Origin of the sequence: Ramlibacter sp. (genome assembly GCF_028291745.1) — a bacterium.
Lineage (GTDB): Bacteria > Pseudomonadota > Gammaproteobacteria > Burkholderiales > Burkholderiaceae_C > Ramlibacter.
The window spans coordinates 96,146-117,441 of sequence record NZ_JAQGNQ010000051.1; the positions used below are offsets into that span (position 1 = coordinate 96,146).

At 69.4% G+C, this 21,296-nt stretch carries 13 protein-coding genes; 7 read left to right on the top strand and 6 right to left on the bottom strand.

What is annotated here, in order from left to right:
• Window positions 1-10 precede the first annotated feature (10 nt).
• Window positions 11-1,390 (bottom strand): adenylosuccinate lyase, encoded by a 1,380-nt coding sequence (gene purB / locus JWP60_RS08040; RefSeq protein WP_299788893.1) that lies wholly within the window; start codon window positions 1,388-1,390, stop codon window positions 11-13.
• 142 nt (window positions 1,391-1,532) lie between these two features.
• Between purB and JWP60_RS08045 the strand changes: the two genes are divergently transcribed.
• Window positions 1,533-2,147: a glutathione S-transferase N-terminal domain-containing protein gene (locus tag JWP60_RS08045; protein WP_299788896.1), complete on the top strand. Its 615-nt coding sequence runs from the start codon at window positions 1,533-1,535 to the stop codon at window positions 2,145-2,147.
• A 367-nt stretch (window positions 2,148-2,514) separates the two neighbouring features.
• Here JWP60_RS08045 and JWP60_RS08050 read toward each other — a convergent pair whose 3' ends face one another.
• Window positions 2,515-3,117, bottom strand: coding sequence for a glutathione peroxidase (locus JWP60_RS08050; protein ID WP_299788899.1), 603 nt, complete (start codon window positions 3,115-3,117; stop codon window positions 2,515-2,517).
• 168 nt (window positions 3,118-3,285) lie between these two features.
• Here JWP60_RS08050 and JWP60_RS08055 point away from each other — a divergent pair, with 168 nt between their 5' ends.
• Together JWP60_RS08055 and rfaE2 are read left to right on the top strand one after the other, a co-directional pair.
• Window positions 3,286-4,149 carry a ferritin-like domain-containing protein gene (locus JWP60_RS08055; protein ID WP_299788902.1) on the top strand — a complete coding sequence of 288 codons (864 nt, stop codon included), beginning with the start codon at window positions 3,286-3,288 and terminating at the stop codon, window positions 4,147-4,149.
• A complete protein-coding gene (gene rfaE2, locus JWP60_RS08060; RefSeq protein ID WP_299788905.1) occupies window positions 4,146-4,628 on the top strand; it encodes a D-glycero-beta-D-manno-heptose 1-phosphate adenylyltransferase in 483 nt (160 codons plus the stop codon). Before JWP60_RS08055 ends, rfaE2 begins: the two co-directional genes overlap by 4 nt.
• 119 nt (window positions 4,629-4,747) lie before the next feature.
• Here rfaE2 and JWP60_RS08065 read toward each other — a convergent pair whose 3' ends face one another.
• From JWP60_RS08065 to glnE, 4 genes are all read right to left on the bottom strand, one after another.
• On the bottom strand, window positions 4,748-7,831 hold the full coding sequence (locus JWP60_RS08065; protein WP_299788908.1) for an efflux RND transporter permease subunit: 3,084 nt from the start codon (window positions 7,829-7,831) through the stop codon (window positions 4,748-4,750).
• A 13-nt stretch (window positions 7,832-7,844) separates the two neighbouring features.
• Complete coding sequence (locus JWP60_RS08070; protein ID WP_299788911.1) at window positions 7,845-9,014, bottom strand: efflux RND transporter periplasmic adaptor subunit; 1,170 nt, start codon at window positions 9,012-9,014, stop codon at window positions 7,845-7,847.
• An 11-nt stretch (window positions 9,015-9,025) separates the two neighbouring features.
• Complete coding sequence (locus JWP60_RS08075) at window positions 9,026-10,465, bottom strand: efflux transporter outer membrane subunit (RefSeq protein WP_299788914.1); 1,440 nt, start codon at window positions 10,463-10,465, stop codon at window positions 9,026-9,028.
• A 211-nt stretch (window positions 10,466-10,676) separates the two neighbouring features.
• Window positions 10,677-13,478 carry a bifunctional [glutamate--ammonia ligase]-adenylyl-L-tyrosine phosphorylase/[glutamate--ammonia-ligase] adenylyltransferase gene (glnE, locus tag JWP60_RS08080; protein ID WP_299788917.1) on the bottom strand — a complete coding sequence of 934 codons (2,802 nt, stop codon included), beginning with the start codon at window positions 13,476-13,478 and terminating at the stop codon, window positions 10,677-10,679.
• 24 nt (window positions 13,479-13,502) lie between these two features.
• On the opposite strand from glnE, the gene JWP60_RS08085 reads away from it, so the two are divergent.
• The 4 genes from JWP60_RS08085 (at window position 13,503) to JWP60_RS08100 (ending at window position 21,163) form a co-directional block, all read left to right on the top strand.
• On the top strand, window positions 13,503-17,627 hold the full coding sequence (locus JWP60_RS08085; RefSeq protein ID WP_299788920.1) for a YhdP family protein: 4,125 nt from the start codon (window positions 13,503-13,505) through the stop codon (window positions 17,625-17,627).
• A gap of 11 nt (window positions 17,628-17,638) precedes the next feature.
• Window positions 17,639-18,448: a carbon-nitrogen hydrolase family protein gene (locus JWP60_RS08090; RefSeq protein WP_299788923.1), complete on the top strand. Its 810-nt coding sequence runs from the start codon at window positions 17,639-17,641 to the stop codon at window positions 18,446-18,448.
• 61 nt (window positions 18,449-18,509) lie between these two features.
• A complete protein-coding gene (locus tag JWP60_RS08095; RefSeq protein ID WP_299788926.1) occupies window positions 18,510-20,531 on the top strand; it encodes an ATP-binding protein in 2,022 nt (673 codons plus the stop codon).
• 5 nt (window positions 20,532-20,536) lie between these two features.
• Entirely contained in the window at window positions 20,537-21,163 is a 627-nt protein-coding gene (locus JWP60_RS08100) for a response regulator (RefSeq protein WP_299788929.1), read from the top strand.
• Window positions 21,164-21,296: the final 133 nt, after the last annotated feature.

The following is a 21,296-nucleotide window of genomic DNA, read 5'->3' on the forward strand; positions in this document are numbered from 1 at the left end:
TTCGCCGCTTTCAGGCGCGGCGCGCCAGTTCGGCAGCCTTGCCGGTGTACGAGGCCGGCGTCATCGCCAGCAGCCGGTCTTTTTCCGCCTCCGGAATTTCCAGCGAGCGGATCAGCGCATGCAGGTCGGCCGCCGCCACGGTCTTGCCGCGCGTGACCTCCTTGAGCTTTTCGTACGCGCCCTGCACGCCGTAGCGGCGCATCACCGTCTGGATCGGCTCGGCCAGCACTTCCCAGGCCGCATCGAGGTCGGCGTGCAGCGCCTCCTCGTTCAGTTCGAGCTTGCCCAGGCCGACGCTCAATGCGGAATAGGCCAGTGCCGTGTAGCCCAGGGCCACGCCCATGTTGCGCAGCACGGTCGAATCGGTCAGGTCGCGCTGCCAGCGAGAGATCGGCAGCTTTTCGGACAGATGGCGCAGCAGCGCGTTGGCCAGCCCGAGGTTGCCTTCCGCGTTCTCGAAGTCGATCGGGTTGACCTTGTGCGGCATGGTGGACGAGCCGATCTCGCCCTCGCGCAGCTTCTGCTTGAAGTAGCCCACGCTGATGTAGCCCCAGATGTCGCGCGACCAGTCGATCAGGATGGTGTTGGTGCGGGCGATCGCGTCGAACAGTTCCGCCATGTAGTCGTGCGGCTCGATCTGGATGCTGTAAGGCTGGAAGGTCAGGCCCAGGCCAAGCGGCTCCGCCACTTCCACCACCTTGCGGCTGAAGCTTTCCCAGTCGAACTCCGGCCAGGCGGCCAGATGCGCGTTGTAGTTGCCCACCGCGCCGTTCATCTTGGCCATCAGCTGGACCGCGGCGATCTTCTCGCGCGCCGCGGCCAGGCGGACCACGACGTTGGCGATCTCCTTGCCCACCGTCGTGGGGCTCGCCGTCTGGCCGTGCGTGCGGCTCAACATGGGCACGGCCGCATGGGCGTGCGCCAGCTCGCGCATCTTGGACAGCACGGTGTCCAGCGCGGGCAGCAAGACGTGCTCGCGCGCACCCTTCAACTGGAGGGCATGGCTGGTGTTGTTGATGTCCTCGCTGGTGCAGGCGAAATGGACGAATTCGCTGGCCGAACGCAGTTCCGGTCGCGCTTCGAACTTCGACTTGATCCAGTACTCCACGGCCTTGACGTCGTGGTTGGTGGTCTTCTCGATGTCCTTGATCGCCAGGGCGTCGGCCTCGGAGAAGTTCTTCACCAGGCCCAGGAGGTAAGTACGCGCTCCGGGGGAAAGCGGCTTGAATTCGGCAAAGCCCGCGTCGGACAGTGCGATGAACCAGCAAACTTCGACCTGCACGCGCTTGTGCATGTAGCCCTGCTCGCTCATCAGGGGACGCAGCGGCGCCAGCCGGCCGGCATAGCGGCCGTCCAGGGGCGACAGCGCGGAAATCGTGGACAAGGGCATGGGCCGAATTGTAGGCGGCCCCTTCCTGCCCCTCGGCCCGGCCGCCTTGTCGCAGGTGAGCGACAGCGGTGCCAATCTCTTCCCCTAGAATGAAACCGTCCTCTCCCTCTCACCCAGAACTCGAAAACGCCAGGCAGCGCCCATGAAGTTGATCGGATCCACCACCAGCCCCTACGTACGCAAGGTGCGCGTCGTGATGGCCGAAAAGAAGCTGGACTACCACTTCGTCGAGGAAGACGTCTGGGCGGCCGACACCAGCATCATGCATTCCAACCCGCTCGGCAAGGTGCCCTGCCTGGTGATGGAAGGCGGCGAGGCGCTGTTCGACTCGCGGGTGATCGTCGAATACCTCGACACGCTGTCGCCGGTGGGCAAGCTGATTCCGGCGGTGGGCCGCGAGCGCGCCGAGGTGAAGACCTGGGAGGCGCTGGCCGACGGCGTTCTCGACGCACTGATCCTGGCGCGCCTCGAAGGCAACTGGGCGGGTCGCAACGAGGCCCAGCGCTGCCACGCCTGGATCGATCGCCAGATCGCCAAGACGCAGGCCAGCCTGAAGGCCATGAGCCTGGGCCTGGGCGAGAAACCCTTCTGTGCCGGCATCTACCTCAGCCTGGCCGACATCGCCGTCGGATGCGCGCTGGGCTACCTGGACTTCCGCTTCCCCCAGATCGACTGGCGCACGAGCTACCCCAACCTGGCCAAGCTGCAGGACAAGCTGATGCAGCGAGCAAGCTTCGCGGAATCGATTCCCGCCTGATTTGGGCGGCCTCGCGGGCCGCCAGCGACGAACCGCGCGGAATAACATGCAGCGCGGTTCCCCTTGCGATGAGGATCCGGCTTCGCCGGTCCTCATCGCACTGATCAGCCAAACAAAAAACGCCCCATCGGGGCGTTTTTTGTTTGCATAAAGGTTGCTGCGAAGCGCCCCTTGACGAAGGAGGGAGGGAGGGAGGAGGAGAAGAGTCGCCTCGGGATTGCATCCGGAACCCACGGGGGCCGAATGACTTCGCAGCAATAAAACCGGGTGTCCTGCTTGTTGCTCAAATGGACCCGGCAAGCGGGCTGCCGGTTCCCGGGTATTCCCTCTCACAGGGTAAACATTTGTGAACCCCCGCCTGCTGCCCTCAGCGCGTGGACAACTGCTGCTCCAGCGTCTTCAGCAGGGCCGGATCGTCCGGCCGCACGGTGCTGCTGTAGTGCGCGATCACCTTGCCGTCGCGGCCGATCAGGTACTTGTGGAAGTTCCACGTCGGCGCCTTGCCGGTCTGCGTCGCCAGCTCCCGAAACAGCGGGTTGGCATCGGCGCCCTTGACCGAGCTCTTGCCGAACATCGGGAACTTGACTCCGAAGGTGTTCTCGCAGAAATCCGCGATCTGCTTGTTGCTGCCGGTCTCCTGCGCGAAATCGTTGGACGGGAACCCCAGCACCACGAGCCCGCGCTCGCGGTACTTTGCATAGAGCGCTTCCAGCCCCTCGTACTGCGGCGTGAAGCCGCAGAAGCTCGCCGTGTTGACGACCAGCAGCACGCGCCCGCTGTACTGGCACAGCGGTTGGGGCTTTTCGTCCTGCAGGCGCGGAAAGGTGTACTGCAGCAGGGGCGCGCACGAGGCGGCGGGCGCCGCCGCCGCAACCTGGACCGGGGCCGTGCCGGCAGGGGTTGCCGCGAACGCGGGGGCCGCGCTCCAGAGTGCAGCGGCCAGGGCGATCACGGTGGCGGAGTGGTTCATGGCCGCGACGATACGCCGCTGGCGATGACCCTGCCAGTGCCGCGGGGCGACGCACGGTGCGGCGCCAGCGCGACATTGTCCTTCCGCGGAATACGATGTGCCAGCACTGCGCTGCGCCAAAGGCCGATGTCAACCGTAAAATCGAGGGTTACCTCGAAAGAACGCCTCATGTTGTATCCGGAATTGTTCAAGCAGCTCGAGTCCGTCCGCTGGGACATGGAAAAGGATATCCCCTGGGACACGTTCGATCCGTCGCTGCTGACGGAGGAACAGGCGCAGACCATCAAGATGAACGCCATCACGGAGTGGTCGGCCCTGCCCGCCACCGAGATGTTCCTGCGCGACAACCGGCACGACAGCGACTTTTCGGCCTTCATGTCGATCTGGTTCTTCGAGGAGCAGAAGCACTCGCTCGTTTTGATCGAATACCTCAAGCGCTACCGGCCGGACCTTGTGCCGACGGAGGAGGAACTGCACGAAGTCCGCTTCGAGTTCGAGACCGCGCCGCCGCTCGAGACGCTGATGCTGCACTTCTGCGGCGAGATCCGGCTGAATCACTGGTACCGCCGCGCCTCCGAATGGCACAGCGAGCCGGTGATCAAGCACATCTATCAGACGCTCTCGCAGGACGAAGCGCGCCACGGCGGCGCCTATCTGCGCTACATGAAGCGCGCGATCAACAAGTTCGGCGTGGAAGCCAAGGCGGCCTTCGCCAAGGTGGGCGTGCTCATGGCCAGCGCGCGGCGCACGGCGCAGGCCCTGCATCCGACCAACCTGCACGTGAACAAGGCGCTGTTCCCGCGCGACACCATCCAGTCGCGCCTGCCCAACCCCGAGTGGCTGGAGCACTGGCTGGACACGCAGATCCAGTTCGACACCGTGTGGGAAAACAAGGTCGTCGAGCGCATCCTGCACAACCTGAGCCTGCTGATGGACCGCAGCTTCAAGAGCGTGCAGGAACTCAATCGCTACCGCAAGGAACTGCAGGCCAGCCTCGCGACCGGCGCCGGCAGCGTACCGGACCCGGTGTGAGCGAGGCCGCCTTCCTGGGCAAGATCGTCGCGCGCAGCGAAGCGGCCGCGCGCATGGCGGCATTGCCCGGCCCGGTCGTCTTCACCAACGGCGTGTTCGACGTGCTGCATCGCGGGCATGTCACCTATCTGGCCCATGCTCGCGCGGTGGGCGGCAGCCTGGTCGTCGCGCTCAATACCGACGCATCGGCCAGGCGCCTGGGCAAGGGCCCCGACCGCCCGCTGAACAAGCAGGAAGACCGCGCGATCGTGATCGCTGGGCTCGAGTCCGTGAGCCTGGTCACCTGGTTCGACGAGGACACGCCGGTGCAACTGCTGTCCGAATTGAAGCCGCAGGTGTACGTGAAGGGCGGCGACTACGACATGCGCAAGCTGGCCGAGACGGCGCTGGTGGAAAGCTATGGCGGGCGCGCGCTCGCCATTCCGTTCGTCGACGGGTACTCCACGAGCGATCTCGTCAAGCGCATCAAGGGTGCGTGATCCCCGGGCCGGTGGGGTGCCCTCGGCATCCCACCCTAGGACGGGCCGTGGCGTGATCCCTCGGTGGGTGCCTTCGACCCTGTAGGGTGGGACGCGCGCAGCGCGCCCCACCATTTCCCTCACGCAGGCGCCGGCCGTCCCTTGCGCCGCGCCCGCGTCAGCATCCGCTGCGCCCACTGCTCGGTGTCGTCGACCACCTCGAACACCACCGGCACCACGAGCAGGCTCAGCACCGTCGATGTGAACAGCCCGCCGATCACCGCGATCGCCATCGGCGAGCGGAAGCTCGGGTCCGCCGCGCCGACGCCGATCGCGATCGGTAGCATGCCGGCGCCCATCGCGATGGTGGTCATGATGATCGGCCGCGCCCGCTTGTGGCAGGCATCGAGCAGCGCGTCGAAGCGGCTCATGCCGTGATCGCGGCGCGCCACGATCGCGTACTCCACCAGCAGGATCGAGTTCTTGGTCGCGATGCCCATCAGCATGATGAGGCCGATCAGCGATGGCATCGAGAAGCTTTTCTGGGCGACCAGCAAACCCACGAAGGCGCCGCCCAGCGCCAGCGGCAGCGCGCTGAGAATTGTCACCGGGTGCAGGAAGTCCTTGAACAGCAGCACCAGCACGATGTAGATGCACAGCACGCCCGTGAGCATGGCCAGCCCGAAGCTCGCGAACAGTTCGCCCATCACCTCCGCATCGCCGATCTCCACCACCCGCACGCCGGGCGGCAGGTTGCGCACCGCGGGCAGCTGCTGCACGGCGGCCTTCACTTCGCCCAAGGGCAGGCCCGAGAGCTCGATCTCGAAGTTGATGTTGCGCGAGCGGTCGTAGCGATCGATCACCGCCGGCCCGCCCGTGAGTTCCAGCGTCGCGACCTGTCCGAGCAGCACGGTGTGGCCGCTGCTGGTGGGCACCGGCAGCCGCTCCAGCAGGCTCAGGTCGCGGCGCGCGTCGTCGCGCAGCTTCACGACGATGGGCACCTGTCTTTGCGCGAGATTGAGCTTGGGCAGGGCGACGTCGAAGTCGCCCGCGGTGGCGATGCGCAAGGTCTCGGCGATCGCCGAACTGGTGACGCCCGCGTCTGCCGCCCGGGCGAAGTCCGGCCGCACGGCGATCTCGGGGCGGATCAGGCTGGCGGTCGAGGCGATCTGGCCCAGGCCGGGGATGGTGCGCAGGTCCTTCTCCACGGCGAGCGCGCCGGCCTGCAGCGCCTTGGGATCCTCGCCGGTCAGCACCAGGATGTACTTCTCGCCCGAGCCGCCCAGGCCCACCTTGCTGCGCAGGCCGGGCAGCGGTTCCAGCGCCGTGCGGATCTGGTTTTCGATCACCTGCTTGCGCGGCCGCGTGGCACGCGGATCGAGCAGGATGGTGAGCGTTGCCTTGCGCGTCTCCGCGGCGCCGAGGTTGCCGAAGGGATCGCCGCCGGCGCTGCCGCCGCCGACCGTGGTGTACACGCTCTTCACGTGCTTCACCCGCATCACGGCGACGCGCGCCTGTTCCGCGGCGGCGTTGGTCTGCTGCAGGGTCGAGCCGGGCGGCAGTTCCAGGTAGACCTGCGTTTGCGAGTTGTCGTCCGGCGGGATGAAGCCGGTGGGCAGCAGCGGGATCAGCGCCACCGAGCCGAAGAAGAACAGGGTGGCCAGCACCATGGTCTTGGCGCGGTTGGTCATGCTCCACCGCGCCCACTTCATGTACGTGCGCAGCCACGCCGGATCCGCATGCTCCGTGTCGTGCGGCTTCAGGAGGTACGCCGACATCATCGGCGTCAGCACGCGCGCGACGACGAGTGAGGCAAACACGGCGAGCGCCGCAGTCCACCCGAACTGCTTGAAGAACTTGCCGGCGATGCCGCTCATGAAGGCGGTGGGCAGGAACACCGCGATGAGCGTGAACGTGGTGGCGATCACCGCCAGGCCGATCTCGTCGGCCGCTTCCATCGCCGCCTGATAAGGCGTCTTGCCCATGCGCAGGTGGCGCACGATGTTCTCCACCTCCACGATGGCGTCGTCCACGAGGATGCCGATCACCAGCGACAGGGCCAGCAGCGTGACGATGTTGATCGAGAAGCCGAGCAGGTACATGCCGATGAAGGCGGGCAGCACGGACATCGGCAGCGCCACCGCCGACACCAGCGTCGCGCGCCAGTCGCGCAGGAACAGCCACACCACCAGCACCGCGAGCGCCGCGCCCTCGTACAGCAGGTGCAGCGAGCCGTGGTATTCCTCCTCCACCGGCGTCACGAAATCGAAAGCCTGCGTCAGCTCGAGATCCGGGTGCTGCGCCTTGACCTGGTCCAGCGCCTGGTGCACGGCCGCGCCGACCGCGACCTCGCTCTCGCCGCGGCTGCGCGCCACCTCGAAGCCCACCACGGGCCGGCCATCGAGCAGCGCCGCCGCGCGCGGCTCGGCGATGGTGTCGCTGACCTCGGCGACGTCGCTCAGCTTGATCGAGCGAGCGCCTGCGAGCGAAATGTCGATGTTGCCGATCTCGCGCGCCGTCTGCACGGTGGCGATGGTGCGCACCGGCTGCTCGCCGCCGCCGATGTCGGTGCGGCCGCCCGCGCTTTCGGTCTGCACCTGGCGCAGCTGCCGCGAGATGTCGCTGGCGGTCGCGCCCAGCGCCTGCAACCGCACCGGGTCCACCGCCACGCGGATCTCGCGAGTGACGCCGCCCACGCGGTTCACCGCGCCCACGCCGGGCACGGCCAGCAGTTTGCGCGAGACCTCGTTGTCGACGAACCAGGAGAGCGCCTCGGCATCCATGCTGCGCGAGGCGATGGTGAACGCCAGCACCGGCTGGCCCGCGAGTTCCAGTTTCGTGATCACCGGGTCGCGCAGGTCCGAAGGCAGGTCGGCGCGCACGCGCGAGACGGCGGAGCGTACGTCGTCCACCGCTTCCTGCACCGGCTTTTCCAGGCGGAATTCGGCCGTGAGGGTCACCACGCCGTCCTGCACCTTGGTCATGATGTGCTTGAGGCCCTGCACCGTGGCGATCGAGTCCTCGATCTTGCGGGCGACGTCGGTCTCGAGTTGCGCCGGCGCGGCGCCCGGCAGCGAGGCCGTGACCACCACGGTGGGCAGGTCGATGTCCGGAAAGTTCTGGATCTTCATGGCCTTGAAGGACAGCAGGCCACCGAAGGTCAACATCACGAACAGCATCACCGCCGGAACCGGGTTGCGGATCGACCAGGCCGAAACGTTCATGGCAGGAGTCCTTTCAGCGGGCCGCCGATGCGGCGCCCGCGGTCGCCGCCGGCGAGGCGCTGGCCGGCGCATCGACCACGCGCACCAGGTCGCCGTCGTTCAGGAAGCCGCCGCCGCTGGCCACCAGGCGCATGTCGGGCGTGACGCCGGACAGGATCTGCAGCCGGTCTTCGGCGATGCGGCCGACCTGGACCTTCACCTGGCTCACGCGGTTGTCGGGGCCGATGCGAAAGACGTAGCTGAAGCCCTCGCGCACCACCACCGCGGGCTGCGGCAAGGTGAGCGCCGGCTGCGCGCCGAGGTCGAAGTCGCCGCGCGCGAACATGCCGGCGCGCGCGCTGCCGGACGCCGGACCGGGCAGCGGATTGACGTCGACGTACACGATCGCGATGCGGGTCTGCGGATCGACCGTCGGACCCATCATGCGCACCCGCCCTTCCAGCCGCGCGCCGCTGGTGGCCGTGACCAGCGCATGCGTGCCGACGGTGAGCTTGCCCAGCTCGGAGGAGGTCACTTCGGCGCGCCATTCGAGCCGGCCCTTGCGGATCAGTCGGAACAACTCGGTGCCCGGGCCGACCACGGCGCCCTCGGTGGCCGTGCGCGCGGAGATGATGCCGTCGTCGGGCGCCAGCAACGCGCTCTGCTTGACGCGCACTTCCTGCGCCTGGAACTGCGCGCGCGCTGCCGCCACGCGCGCCTGCGCCGTCGCTTCGGCGGTGAGGTACTGGTTGATCTGCGAGGCGCTCATGGCCCCGGTCTGCTGCAGCGTGCGGGCGCGCGCCGCGTTGTTGGCCGCCTCGGCAGCGGACGCCTCCGCCTCGGCCAGCGAAGCGCGCGCCTGCGCCGCCTCGGCGCGCAGCGTCTCGGCGGCAAAGCGCGCCAGCACCTGGCCGCGGCGCACGCGGTCGCCCACGCCGACCAGCACTTCGGCGATGCGCAGGCCGCTGGTCTCGGTGCCCAGGCTGGCCTCCTGCCAGGCCGCGAGGTTGCCGTTGGCGGCCAGCGTCACGGGCAGCATCGTCTGCTGCGGCCGCACGGTGGTCACGGTCAGCGCGGGTTTGGCGGTCGCGGTCTTCTTCGCGTCCGGCTTCTGGTCGCCGCAGCCGGCCAGCAGCAGGGTGAAAGCCAGCAGGGCCAGCAGCGAAGCGAGAGGGGGCGGCAGCATCACGTGGGGGATTCTCATGGTTCCTGGCGTCATTCCTGGCGCGCGAGCGCCGCGTCGGGTCGGGTCCAGCCGCCGCCGAGCGCGCGATAGAGCGCGATCCAGGCGGCGACGCGATCGTGCTGCACCGTGACCAGCGCGGTCTCCGCGGCCAGCAGCAGGCGGCGCTGGTCTTCCACTTCGATCAGGCTGCCCAGGCCGCTGCGGTACATGGACTCGGTGCCGGCCAAGGAGGCGCGGTAGCCTTCGACGGCCACGCGCGCATCCTCGCTGCGGGCCCGCGCGCTGTCGAGATTGACCAGCGCCTGCTCCACTTCGCGCACCGCCTGCCGCACGCGCGCCGCGTACTGCGTGGCGGCCTCGTCGTAGCGGGCTTCGGCCGCATCCTGCGCCGCCTCCAGGCGGCCGGCATCGAACAGCGGCATCGTCAGCGACAGCGGCCCGATCGACCACGTGGGGAGATTGCCGCTCAGGCCCGAGGTGCTGATGAACACGTTGGCGAGCTGGCCAGCGAGCGTCAGCCGCGGAAAGCGGTCGGCCCGCGCGGCGCCCACATCGGCACTGGCCGCGGCCACGTTGGTTTGCGCCTGGTAGATGTCCGGGCGCTGCAGCAGCAGGGCGGCGGGCAACGAGGGCAAGGCCGCCAGGGCGAATCCGCTCGGCTCTTTCCAGGGCGTTGCCAGCAGGGTGCGCAGGCGCGGCTCCGGCAGGCCCGACAAGGCGACCAGCGCCTTCACGTCGAGATCGCATTGGGCCTGCTGCTGCGTGAGGCGCACGCGCGCATCGGCGGCACTGGCCCGCGCCTGCGCTGCCACGGCCGGCGCGGTGAAGCCGGCGTCGGCGCTCAGGCCGGTGAGCCGCGCGGTCTCGGACCGCGAGCCGGCGTCGTTGCGCGTCACGGCCAGTTGCCGCTCGCACGTGCGCAGGTCCACGTAGCTGGTCGCCGTTTCCGCGGCCACGGCCACGCGGGCGTCGTGCCAGCCCGCTTGCGCGCCGGCGAGGCGCGCGCGCGTCGCATCGGTGCGGGCGGAGAGACGGCCGAACAGGTCCGCCTCCCACGACACCTGGGCACCGGACTGCACCAGCGTCGCGACCGGCAAGGCACCCTGCGCGCTGAGGGTAGGCGCGGCGCCGCCGATCGCGTTGCCGCGCTGCGCGGACACGGTGGCATCCACGCTGGGCAACATGGCCGCGCCGGCAGCGATGCGATCGGCGCGCGCCTGCGCGATGCGCGTGCCGGCGGTGGCCACATCGGGGCTCACGGTCTGGGCGGCGTCGATCAGGTCCACCAGCAGCGGATCGTCGAATTGCGTCCACCACTGGTGCAGGTCGGCCAGCGTGCCGCCGTGCGGCAGCGGCGCATACCACGCCGGCGGCGCGTAGCTGTCGGCGCTCGCGGGCGGACGCGGGACGGCGCAGCCGGCCAGCAACAGCAAACCGGCCGCCGCCGCGAAGGGGCGCAAGAGCTTCATGGGTCCTTCCCGGATCGGGCTTGTCGGTCGCACTGCGAGTTGGCCGCCGGCCCTGGGATGTCATCCCGGGCTTGACCCGGGATCCACGACCGCCTCTGTGCACCGGCGCTGCATGGATTGCGGGTCAAGCCCGCAATGACATCCAAGGACGACCAGCGGCGAAAGCCCTGAAGGCTAACACCGCCTCCGGCAGCTTGTCAGCCGCGCCTGCTCATCCGAAGACGTGCTGCCAGAGATCGAGGATCGCGGCGCGCGCGTGCTGCAACTGCGGTTGCGGCACCTGGGTCGACTCCTCGTTCAGGCGCGCCTGGTGCTGGTGGCGGCGCAGCTCGCGATAGGCCGAGGCGGCTTCCTGGCCCACGCCCTGCGGGAGCAGGCCCGCGGCCTCGGCGCGCTGCAGCAGCGCGATGTTGCCCACGTTCGGAATCAGCTCGGCATGCCGCGCCGAGTGCGCCAGCACCAGGAACTGCACCGCGAACTCCGCATCGACCATGCCGCCCGGGCTGTGCTTGAGGTCGAAGTGGCCTTCCTTGACCGGGCGCGCCTGCCGCACCTTCTCGCGCATGGCCACGATCTCCCGCTTGAGCGCATCGACGTCGCGCTCCGCGCTGATCACGTTCTGCCGCACGGTGTCGAAGCGCGGGCGCAGCGACTCCAGGCCGACCACGAAGCGCGCGCGCGTCATCGCCTGGTGTTCCCAGGTCCAGGCGGTGTTGCTGCCGCGGCCTTCCTGGTAGTTGGCGAAGGCGTGGAAGGTGGTGATCAGCAGGCCCGAGCTCCCATTGGGGCGCAGGGCCGTGTCGATCTCGAACAGGTCGCCTTCGGCCGTCTTGGTCGACAGCCAGTTGATAATCTTGCGCACGAAGGCGGCATAGGTGTCGGGCGCGCGCTCGTCGTCGTCCTCGTAGACGAACACGATGTCGAGGTCGCTGCCGTAGCCCAGTTCCTTGCCGCCTAGCTTGCCGTAGCCGAGGATGGCGAACAGCGGCGTCTCGCGATGCCGCTGCTTCAGGCGCTGCCAGCACCAGCGCGCGGTGATGTTCAGGGTGGCATCGGCCAGGGCACTCAGTTCGTCGGCAACCTGTTCCACCGTCAGCGCGCCTTCGACGTCGCGCGCGAGCGTGCGAAACAGCTCCGCGTGATGCGCCCGCCGCAGCAGGTTGAGCATGGTCTCGTCGTCGTCCTCGCCGGTGATCTGCACCGAGCGCTTGCGGTGCTCCAGCTCGCGCTCGAAGTCTTCCGCATTGAAGCGCTCGCTCAGCAGGGCGTCGCTGGCCAGTTCGTCGATCACGCCCGGATGCTGGATCAGGTAGCGCGCCGGCCAGCGCGCCGCACCCAGCAGGCGCAGCAGCCGCTCGTGCACCGAAGGGCGCTCCCAGAGCAGCGCCAGATAGCTCTCGCGCCGCAGCAGCGGCTCGATCCAGTCGGCCATGCGCAGAGCTGCCTCTTCGCTGACGCGGCCTTCCTGCAGCCACACGCCGGTGCGCGCGATCAGCCGCGAGAGGCGATGGCGCGCGTCGTCGCGCAACGCCAGCACGCGCGGATGCGTGCACCAGCGCTTGATGCGCTGCTGCATCTGCGCCGGCAGGTACTCGATCAGGGTGTCGAGTTCCGGCGGCGGCTTGGCGCCCTTGGGGCCGTTGCAGGTGCGGCACTCGCCGGCGCCGCCTCCGAGCAGCTTGTCGAATTCCTGCGCCACCAGTTCGCGGTGGCCATCGAGTTCGTGCAGGAAAGGGGAGCAATCGGCATAGCCCATCGTGTGCGCGATCCAGGAGAGATCGCTGCCATCGTCGTCATCGCGACAGCCCATGGGCAGCACGTGCGTCTGCTGGTCGTCCAGGTACTGGATGCGGTGTTCGACCCGCCGCAGAAAGGTGTACGCCGCGGCGAGCGACTGCGCCGTCTCGTCGGACATCAGGCCGGCGACGGCCAGGCGCTCCAGCGCCTGCAACGTGGGCCGCGTGCGCAGTTCGGGGAACTGGCCACCGCGCACCACCTGCAGCAGCTGCACGGTGAATTCGATTTCGCGGATGCCGCCGCGCGAGAGCTTGACGTCGTTGGCGCGCTCCGGCCGGCCGGCCGCGCGCCGCGCCGCGTGCTCGCGGATCTGCCGGTGCAGCGTGCGCAGCGCGTCGAACACCGCGTAATCCAGGTAGCGGCGGAACACGAAAGGCAGCACCGCGCCCCGCAAGGCCTGCGCCGAGCCGTCCTCGATGCAGTTGCGCGGCGCGACCACGCGGCTCTTCATCCAGGCGAAGCGCTCCCATTCGCGCCCCTGCACCAGGAAATAATCCTCCAGCGCATCGAGCGAGACGGCCGGTGGGCCCGAGTTGCCGTTGGGGCGCAGCGCCAGGTCGACGCGGAACACGAAGCCGTGCTCGGTGACGTCGCCGATCAGGCCGAAGATGCACTTGACGGCCTTGCCGAAGTATTCGTGGTTGGTGATGCGGCCGCGCCCCTGCGGGGTGCCGGCGGTCTCGCCATCCTGGTCGAAGATGTAGACCAGGTCGACGTCGCTCGAGACATTGAGCTCGCGCGCACCGAGCTTGCCCATGCCGATCACCCAGAGCTGCGCGCGCTGGCCTTCGGCCGTGAGCGGCGCGCCGTGCAGCTGGTCGAGGTCGTGGAAGGCCTGCAGGCAGGCGGCATCGAGCGCGAACTCCGCCAGCTCGGTCACCGCCGAGGTTACGGTGGCCAGCGGCGCCCGCTCCTCGCAATCCAGCACCACCAGGCGCTCCATGACCAACTGGCGCAGCACCCGCAGCGCCACCGCCACCTCGTGGCCGCGCGAACGCAAGGCCTGGTAGCAGGCATCCATCGTGTCGCGGTTCGGCGCGCCGGCCGGCAGCAGCGACAATTCGCTGTCGTAGCGGCGCCGCAGCCGCTGCACCAGGCGCGAATGCCCTGCCAGAGGAATTTGTCCCGCTGCCGCCTGGACGCCAGGCGCCGCGGCCCGGTTGTCGCAGGCAGCAATCTCGTTCTTCGCAGAACCCGGCGCAGCGCCCAGGGTCATAATTCCCGCCAGTCCGATTTGTTCATGAATGCGACCACGCCGATTCCCTCACGCACGCTGAGGTTCTGTGCAGCAGCAATCAAGTGGTCCCTGTGGCTGCTGCTTGCTGCCGCCTCGCTGCTGGCGCTCGCGTGGGGCGGCCTGCACGGATTCATTGTGCCGCGAATCGGTGACCTGCGTCCCCAGGTGGAGATTCGCGCCAGCCGCATCCTGGGCGTGCCGGTGCGCATAGGGGCCATCAGCGCCCGCAGCGAAGGCCTCGTGCCTTCCTTCACGCTGCAGGACGTGGAACTCCTCGATCCGCAGGGTCGCACGGCGCTGAAGCTGCCGGTGGTGGTGGGCGCGCTGTCGCCCCGCTCGCTGTGGAACCTGGGCTTCGAGCAGTTGTACATCGACCGGCCCCAGGTCGCGATCCGGCGGGCGCGCGATGGCCACATCTTCGTCGCGGGGCTCGATGTTTCGCGGGGCAGCGACAACGGCGGCCGGCTCGCCGACTGGTTTTTCAGCCAGCGCGAATTCGTGGTCGAAGGCGGCCGCATCGAGTGGACGGACGAATTGCGTGGCGCGCCGCCACTGGCGCTCTCCCAGGTCGAGTTCGTCGCGCGCAACCAGGCGCGCGGCCACCAGCTGCGGCTGGATGCCACGCCCCCGCCGCAATGGGGACAGCGCTTCACCCTGGCCGGCATCTTCCGCCAGCCGCTGCTGACTCGCAACCCGGGCCGCTGGCAGCAGTGGACCGGCGAGATGCACGCGGACTTCGCCGCCGTGGACCTGGCGCAACTGAGCGCCCATGCGAGCCTGGGCTTCGCCATCGCGCAGGGCCGCGGCCGGCTGCGTGCCTGGGCCGATGTCGATCGCGGCCGCGTCACCGGCGGCACCGCGGACGTGGTGCTGGCCGACGTCAACGCCACGCTGGCTCCCGACCTGCAGCCGCTGGCGCTGCAGTCGGTCTCCGGCCGGCTCGGTGGCAAGCGCATCGCGGGCGGCTTCGAGTTCCAGACGCAGGACCTGCAGTTCGTCACCGCGCAGGGCGAGCGCTGGCCCGGCGGCAACGTGGCTGTTTCCTGGACGGCGCCCGAAGGCGGTGCGCTGGCCCAGGGCGATCTGCGGGCCGACAAACTCGACCTCGCCGCGCTGAGCCAGATCGCCAGCCGCCTGCCCCTGGGCGCCGCGACGCATGCAGCCTTGCAGGCGTACGCCCCGCGCGGCCTGGTCGAGACGGTGCAGGCGCATTGGCAGGGGCCGCTCGACGCCCTACAGAAGTACGAGGCGCATGGCCGCGCCACCGGTCTCGAGCTGGCAGCGCAACCCGACCCGGCCGGCCATGTCGGCACGCCCGGCATCCGCGGCGCCGCGCTCGACTTCGACCTGAACCAGTCCGGCGGCAAGGCCAGGCTGCTGGTCGCCCAGGGCGCGCTCGACCTGCCCGGTATCTTCGAGGATCCCCTGCTGCCGCTCGACAGCCTGGCCGCCGACGTCCGGTGGCGCATGACCGGCCCGCAGTGGTCGGTGAGCGTTGCCAACCTGAAGTTCAGCAATGCCGATGCGCAAGGCGAGGGCCAGGCCAGCTGGCACAGCGGCGACGCCCGCAGCGGTGCGCGCCTTCCCGGCACGCTCGACCTGCAGGCGAGCCTCAGCCGTGCCGACGGCGCCCGCGTCTGGCGCTACCTGCCGCTGGCCGTGCCCAAGCGCGCGCGCGACTACGTGCATGACGCCGTCCTGAGCGGCGGCGCCACCGGCACGAACTTCCGCGTCAAGGGCGACCTCCGCCAGTTCCCGTTTGCCGACGGCAAGGGCGGCGAGTTCCTGGTCACGACGCAGGTCAAGGATGTGAACCTCGCTTACGTGCCGCACAGCGTGCAGCAAGGCAGCGTGGCCTGGCCTGCGTTCGGCCAGTTGGCCGGCGAGCTGGTGTTCCAGGGCCATGGCATGCAGATCAAGGACGTGACGGGCCGCGTCGCCAGCCTGCCGCGGCTGCAGGTGCAGGCCAACGTGCAGATCCCCGACTTCCACCAGACCGAGGTGCTGGTGCAAGGCAGGATCCGTGGCCCGATCGCCGACGCGCTCACGGTGGTCAACACCTCGCCGGTGGGCGGGATGGTCAATCAGGCGCTGGCCCGGACCACCGCCACCGGCAACGCCGATGTCGATCTCAAGCTGGACCTGCCGATCCGCGAGCTGGCGCGTTCGCAGGTGCAGGGCACCGTCACCCTCACCGGCAACGACGTGCAGATCACGCCGGAGAGCCCGCTGCTCGCGCGGGCGCACGGCCCGGTGCTGTTTTCCGAAAAGGGCTTCCAGGTGGCCGGCGTGCAGGCGCGCGCGTTCGGCGGCGAGGTGCGGCTGGAGGGCGGCACGCGCGCAGGCGCGAACGGCGAGCCCGCGACGGTGGTGCTGCGCGGCCAGGGCAGCGCCAGCGCCGAGGGCCTGCGGCAGGCCACCGAGCTGGGTTTTCTCTCGCGGCTGGCACGCGACTTCAGCGGCAGCACCAACTACAACCTCACGCTGGCCTTCCGCCGCGGCCCGCCGGAAGTGCAGGTCACCAGCAACCTGCAGGGGCTGGCGATCGATCTGCCGGCGCCTCTGAACAAGCCGGCCGAAAGCGTGCTGCCGCTGCGCTACGAGACGGCGCTCACGCGCGAATCGCTGGCTCCCGGGGCCCGGATGCAGGAAGTGCTGTCGCTCGATCTCGCTCGCCTGGCCTCGATCAATCTGGTGCGTGACGTGGCCGGGGCGCAGCAGGTGCAGCGCGGCACCATCGCGGTGGGGCTCGCGCCCGGTGAAACCGTGGCGATGCCGCAGGAAGGCGTGACCGCCAACGTGCAGCTGGCCAGCGTCAACGTCGATGCCTGGAAGGACGCGCTGCAGCGCGTGGCCGGCAGCGAGCCGGCGGCCGCAGGGGCCGCCTCTGCCGACAGCGCCGAAGCCGGCACCGCCAGCAGCTACCTGCCCACGGTGCTGGCGCTGCGCGCCAGGCAATTGAGCGTCGACGGCCGCGCCCTGCACAACGTGGTGATCGGCGGGTCGCGCGAAGGCCTCGTGTGGCGCGCCAACGTGGATGCCGACGAACTCGATGGCTACGTCGAATACCGGCAGCCGCAGAACACCGGCGCCGGCCGCGTGTATGCGCGGCTTGCCCGCCTGAGCATGGCCGAGGCGGCGGCCAGCCACGTGCAGAACCTGCTGGAGCAGCAACCCGGCAACATCCCGGCACTCGACGTGGTGGTGGATTCGTTCGAGCTCAAGGGACACAAGCTGGGGCGGCTGGAAGTGGAGGCCGTCAACCGCGGCGCGGGCACCGTGGCGCGCGAGGGCGGCATTCGCGAATGGCGGCTCGACAAGCTGACGCTGAGTGCGCCGGATGCCGTGTTCAGCGCCTCGGGCAACTGGGCGGCAGTCGGCGCGCAGGCAGTCGCGCCGGGCGGTGCGCGCCAGGCGGTGCCGGCCGGCGAGCGTCGGCGCACCTCGATGAAGTTCCGCCTCGACATCGTCGATGCGGGCCAGGCGCTCGCGCGCTTCGGCATGAAGGACCTCGTGCGGCGCGGCCACGGCCGCATGGAAGGCACCGCTTCGTGGATCGGCTCGCCGATCGCGTTGGACTATCCGACACTGGCCGGCAGCGTCAATGTGAACGTGGAGAACGGGCAGTTCCTCAAGGCTGACCCCGGCCTCGCCAAGCTGCTGGGCGTGCTGAGCCTGCAGTCGCTGCCGCGCCGGCTGGCACTGGATTTCCGCGACGTGTTCAGCCAGGGCTTCACCTTCGACTTCGTGCGCGGCGATGTCAGCATCGAGCAGGGCGTGGCCGCCACCAACAACCTGCAGATGAAGGGCGTCAACGCCGCGGTGCTGATGGAGGGCAAGGCCGATCTCGCCCGCGAGACGCAGGACCTGAAGGTGGTGGTGGTGCCCGAGATCAATGCCGGCACCGCCTCGCTGGTGGCCACCATCATCAATCCGGCGGTCGGCCTTGGCTCTTTCCTGGCGCAGATGTTCCTGCGCGAGCCGCTGATGCGCGCCGCCACGCAGGAGTTCCACGTCGACGGCAGCTGGACCGACCCGCGGATCGCGCGCGTCGCCCATGCGGCCGCCGCGCCCGTTCCCGAAACCACTGGCGCCTCCGGCGCGCCAGCCCAACCCGCGACCCGCTGAAGGAGTCCCGCATGAAGATCGCTGCCCTACAGACCGTCTCCGGCATCGACCTCGCCTCCAACCTGGCGAGCGCGCACACGCTGCTGGTCGAAGCCGCGCGGCAAGGCGCGGAGCTGGCCGTGCTGCCCGAATACTTCTGCCTCATGGGGCAGCGCGACAGCGACAAGCTGGCGGTGCGCGAGCCCTTCGGCGCTGGCGCCGTGCAGTCCTTCCTGGCGCAGGCCGCGCGCGACTTGTCGCTGTGGATCGTGGGCGGCACGCTGCCCCTGGCGGCCGACAGCGAGGCGCACGTGCGCAACACCAGCCTGGCCTTCTCGCCGCAGGGGGAGTGCGTCGCCCGCTACGACAAGATCCATTTGTTCAAATACGACAACGGGCGCGAGCAGTACGACGAGTCGCGCGTGATCGAGGCCGGCAGCACGCCGCAGGCTTTCACGCTGCCTGCGCGCGACGGCCACGCCTGGCGCGTCGGCCTGTCGGTCTGCTACGACCTGCGCTTTCCCGAGCTCTATCGCGGACTGGGGGCCGACCTGTTGCTGGTGCCCAGCGCCTTCACCTACGGCACCGGCCAGGCGCACTGGGAACTGCTGCTGCGCGCCCGCGCGGTGGAAAACCTCGCCTATGTGGCGGCGCCGGCGCAAGGGGGCCGGCACGAGAACGGCCGGCGGACCTGGGGCCATTCCATGGTGGTCGATCCCTGGGGCGAGGTGCTGGCGGTTCGCGAGCAGGAAGGCGCCGGCGTGGTGCTCGCGGAACTCGATGCGGATCGACTGGTGCAGCTGCGGCGCCAGTTACCGGCGCTGGACCACCGGGTGTTGTGAGCGCCGCACGGCCGCCCGAAGGCGCTCGCCCCCTCCGCCTGCGCAGGGGGGAGGCTGTCCATTGAACGCGGCGGCGCTTCCTTTTCCCTCGGGACTGCGGCGGCTTTCCAGCTGGCGGCGTTGGTCGCTGTGGGTGCTGCTGGGCGTGCTGGTGCTGGCGCTGCTGGTCACCCTGGTGTACCTGGCCGCGCGCTATGAGGCCAGCGTGGCGCAGGCCAACGTCGAACGCGACGTGACCGATGCGCTCAGCGACATGCGCTCCGCCCTCACGCGCAACGTGCAGGAACTGCAGGCGCTGCAGTCCGGCCATCCCGTCAAGCAGGCGTGGGAGCGCGAGGCCGAGCGCCTGCTGCGCCGCCACCGCGAGTGGGTGCGCATCGAGGCGCGCGGACCGAATCTCGAACTGATCGAGGAAGAGGACTCGCCCTACCGGCAGCCGGTCTTCAACCAGTTCGACCGCGTCAACACCTTGCCCGAAGTGCAGCAGGCCTGCCTCACGGCGCGGCGCCTGAGCAGCCATGCCTATGCCCGCAGCCACTTCGTGCCGCAGGCGGACGGCCTGGGGCTGGAGCTGATGGAGCTGTGCCTGCCGGAGGTGGAAGTGGGGCGGCTGGTCGGCTTCCTGGTCGCGACGTATTCGCTCAGTGACCTGCTGGCCGCGCAGATCGGGCCGCAGATGGGGCGCAGCCAGGAGATCTCCTTCACCGAGGCCGATGGCACGCGGCTGGCGATGCACGGTCTCGCGCGCCGGGGTGCCCGCGTGTTCACCGCGCAGCAACTGCTCGACCTGCCGGGCAACACCATCGTGCTGCGCATGGACAGCTGGCGGCGCTCGGAGCCCGATCTTTTTCCGAACGTGCTGACGGCGCTGGTGACGGTGATGTCGATCGCGCTGGTCACGGTGCTGTTCATGCTGGGGCACGACACGCGGCGCCGCCTGCGGGTGGAGCAGGACCTGGCCGATGCGCTCGCCTTCCGCAAGGCGATGGAGGATTCGCTGGTCACCGGCCTGCGCGCGCGTGACCTGCATGGCCGCACGACCTACGTGAATCCCGCGTTCTGCCAGATGGTGGGCTTCAGCCCCGAGCAGTTGCTGGGACGCGGCGCGCCCGCGCCCTACTGGCCGCCGGAGTTCGCGGAGGACTACGCGAAGCGCCAGACCGTCCGCTTCACCGCCGGCCGGCCGCCGCGCGAAGGCTTCGAGTCGGTGTTCATGCGGGAGGACGGCACCCGCTTCCCCGTGCTGATCATCGAGGCGCCCTTGATCAACGCCACCGGCTTGCAGACCGGCTGGATGAGCGCGGTGCTGGACATCAGCGAGCAGCGCCGCGTGGAGGAACTCTCGCGCGCCAGCCAGGAGCGCCTGCAGGCCACCGCGCGGCTGGCGACGGTGGGCGAGATGGCCTCGCTCCTGAGCCACGAGTTGAACCAGCCGCTGGCCGCGATCGCCAGCTACGCGCACGGCTCCATGAACCTGCTGCAGCACGGCCCCGAGACGGCCGCCGGCGACCTGCAGGTGGCGATGGTGCGCATCGCCGAACAGGCCGACCGCGCCGGCCGCGTGATCAAGAGCGTGCACGACTTCGTCCGCCGGCGCGACCAGGCGCGCGAAGCGGTGCCGCCGCAGGCGCTGGTGGCGGCGGTCCTGCCCCTGGTCAACCTGCAGGCGCGCAAGCTCGGCGTGCGGGTGGAGATCCGCGTGCCCTCCGGGCTGCCGCTCGTGCAATGCGACCGCACGATGGTGGAACAGGTGCTGTTGAACCTCACGCGCAATGCGATGCAGGCCATGGACGAATCCGGCGTGCGCCATCCCGCGCTGGTGGTGCAGGTGCGCGCGACGCCCGTGCGCGAGGCCGGCCATCGCTGGCTGGAGTTTTCGGTGGCGGACTGCGGCCCCGGCATTCCGGAGGGCGTGAAGGAGCAGCTCTTCACCCCCTTCTTCACCACCAAGACCGAGGGCATGGGGCTGGGCCTGAGCCTGTGCCGCACCGTGGTGGAGCAGCACGGCGGACACCTGCTGTTCGAAGCGAACCCGCCGCAAGGTACGATCTTCCGCTTCACCCTGCCTGCCCACATCGACTGACCCCCATGCAGCCTGCTGCCGATGCCACCGTGTTCATCGTCGACGACGATGCCGGCGTGCGCGATGCGCTCGCCTGGCTGCTGCGCTCGCGCCGCCTGCTGTCGTCCACCTTCGCCAGCGCGGAGGAATTCGACGCGCTGCTGCAGGGCGGCTTCCAGCCGCTGCAGGCCTGCTGCCTGCTGCTGGACGTGCGCATGCCGGGCATGAGCGGGCTGGCCCTGTTCGAGCGCATCGCCGAGCGCGGCCTGCAGCACTTGATGCCGGTGATCTTTCTGACCGGCCATGCCGACGTGCCGACCGCCGTCGACATGGTCAAGCGCGGCGCCTTCGATTTCTGCGAGAAGCCGTTCTCCGACAACGTGCTGGTCGATCGCATCGAGGAGGCCCTGCGCCAGTCGGCCCAGGTGCTGGCCTCGCACCGCGAGAAGGGGGTGCTGCAGGGGCGCCTGGCGGAACTGACCGAGCGCGAACGCGATGTGATGGGCCTGGTCGCCAAGGGCCTGCCGAACAAGTTGATCGCCGACCAGCTGGCGATCAGCGTGCGCACGGTGGAAGTGCACCGGGCGCGCGTGTTCGACAAGATGGACGTGAAGTCGGCGGTGGAACTGGCGAACCTGCTGCGGGAGCTGTAGCCCCGCCTAGTGTCCTGTCCCACAAATTCCTGCACTCTCGTTCGGATGCCTGCGGGGATGATCGGTGTGTGGCCTGAGAGGGTCAAGACTGGGCGTCTTGACCCTCTCAGGACGCGCGCCGAGGGCCCCGCAG

Coding starts and splice junctions, on each gene's coding strand:
- purB (WP_299788893.1), bottom strand. CDS start 1,390: ATGCCCTTGTCCACGATTTCCGCGCTGTCGCCCCTGGACGGCCGCTAT.
- JWP60_RS08045 (WP_299788896.1), top strand. CDS start 1,533: ATGAAGTTGATCGGATCCACCACCAGCCCCTACGTACGCAAGGTGCGC.
- JWP60_RS08050 (WP_299788899.1), bottom strand. CDS start 3,117: ATGAACCACTCCGCCACCGTGATCGCCCTGGCCGCTGCACTCTGGAGC.
- JWP60_RS08055 (WP_299788902.1), top strand. CDS start 3,286: ATGTTGTATCCGGAATTGTTCAAGCAGCTCGAGTCCGTCCGCTGGGAC.
- JWP60_RS08065 (WP_299788908.1), bottom strand. CDS start 7,831: ATGAACGTTTCGGCCTGGTCGATCCGCAACCCGGTTCCGGCGGTGATG.
- JWP60_RS08070 (WP_299788911.1), bottom strand. CDS start 9,014: ATGAGAATCCCCCACGTGATGCTGCCGCCCCCTCTCGCTTCGCTGCTG.
- JWP60_RS08075 (WP_299788914.1), bottom strand. CDS start 10,465: ATGAAGCTCTTGCGCCCCTTCGCGGCGGCGGCCGGTTTGCTGTTGCTG.
- glnE (WP_299788917.1), bottom strand. CDS start 13,478: ATGACCCTGGGCGCTGCGCCGGGTTCTGCGAAGAACGAGATTGCTGCC.
- JWP60_RS08085 (WP_299788920.1), top strand. CDS start 13,503: ATGAATGCGACCACGCCGATTCCCTCACGCACGCTGAGGTTCTGTGCA.
- JWP60_RS08090 (WP_299788923.1), top strand. CDS start 17,639: ATGAAGATCGCTGCCCTACAGACCGTCTCCGGCATCGACCTCGCCTCC.
- JWP60_RS08100 (WP_299788929.1), top strand. CDS start 20,537: ATGCAGCCTGCTGCCGATGCCACCGTGTTCATCGTCGACGACGATGCC.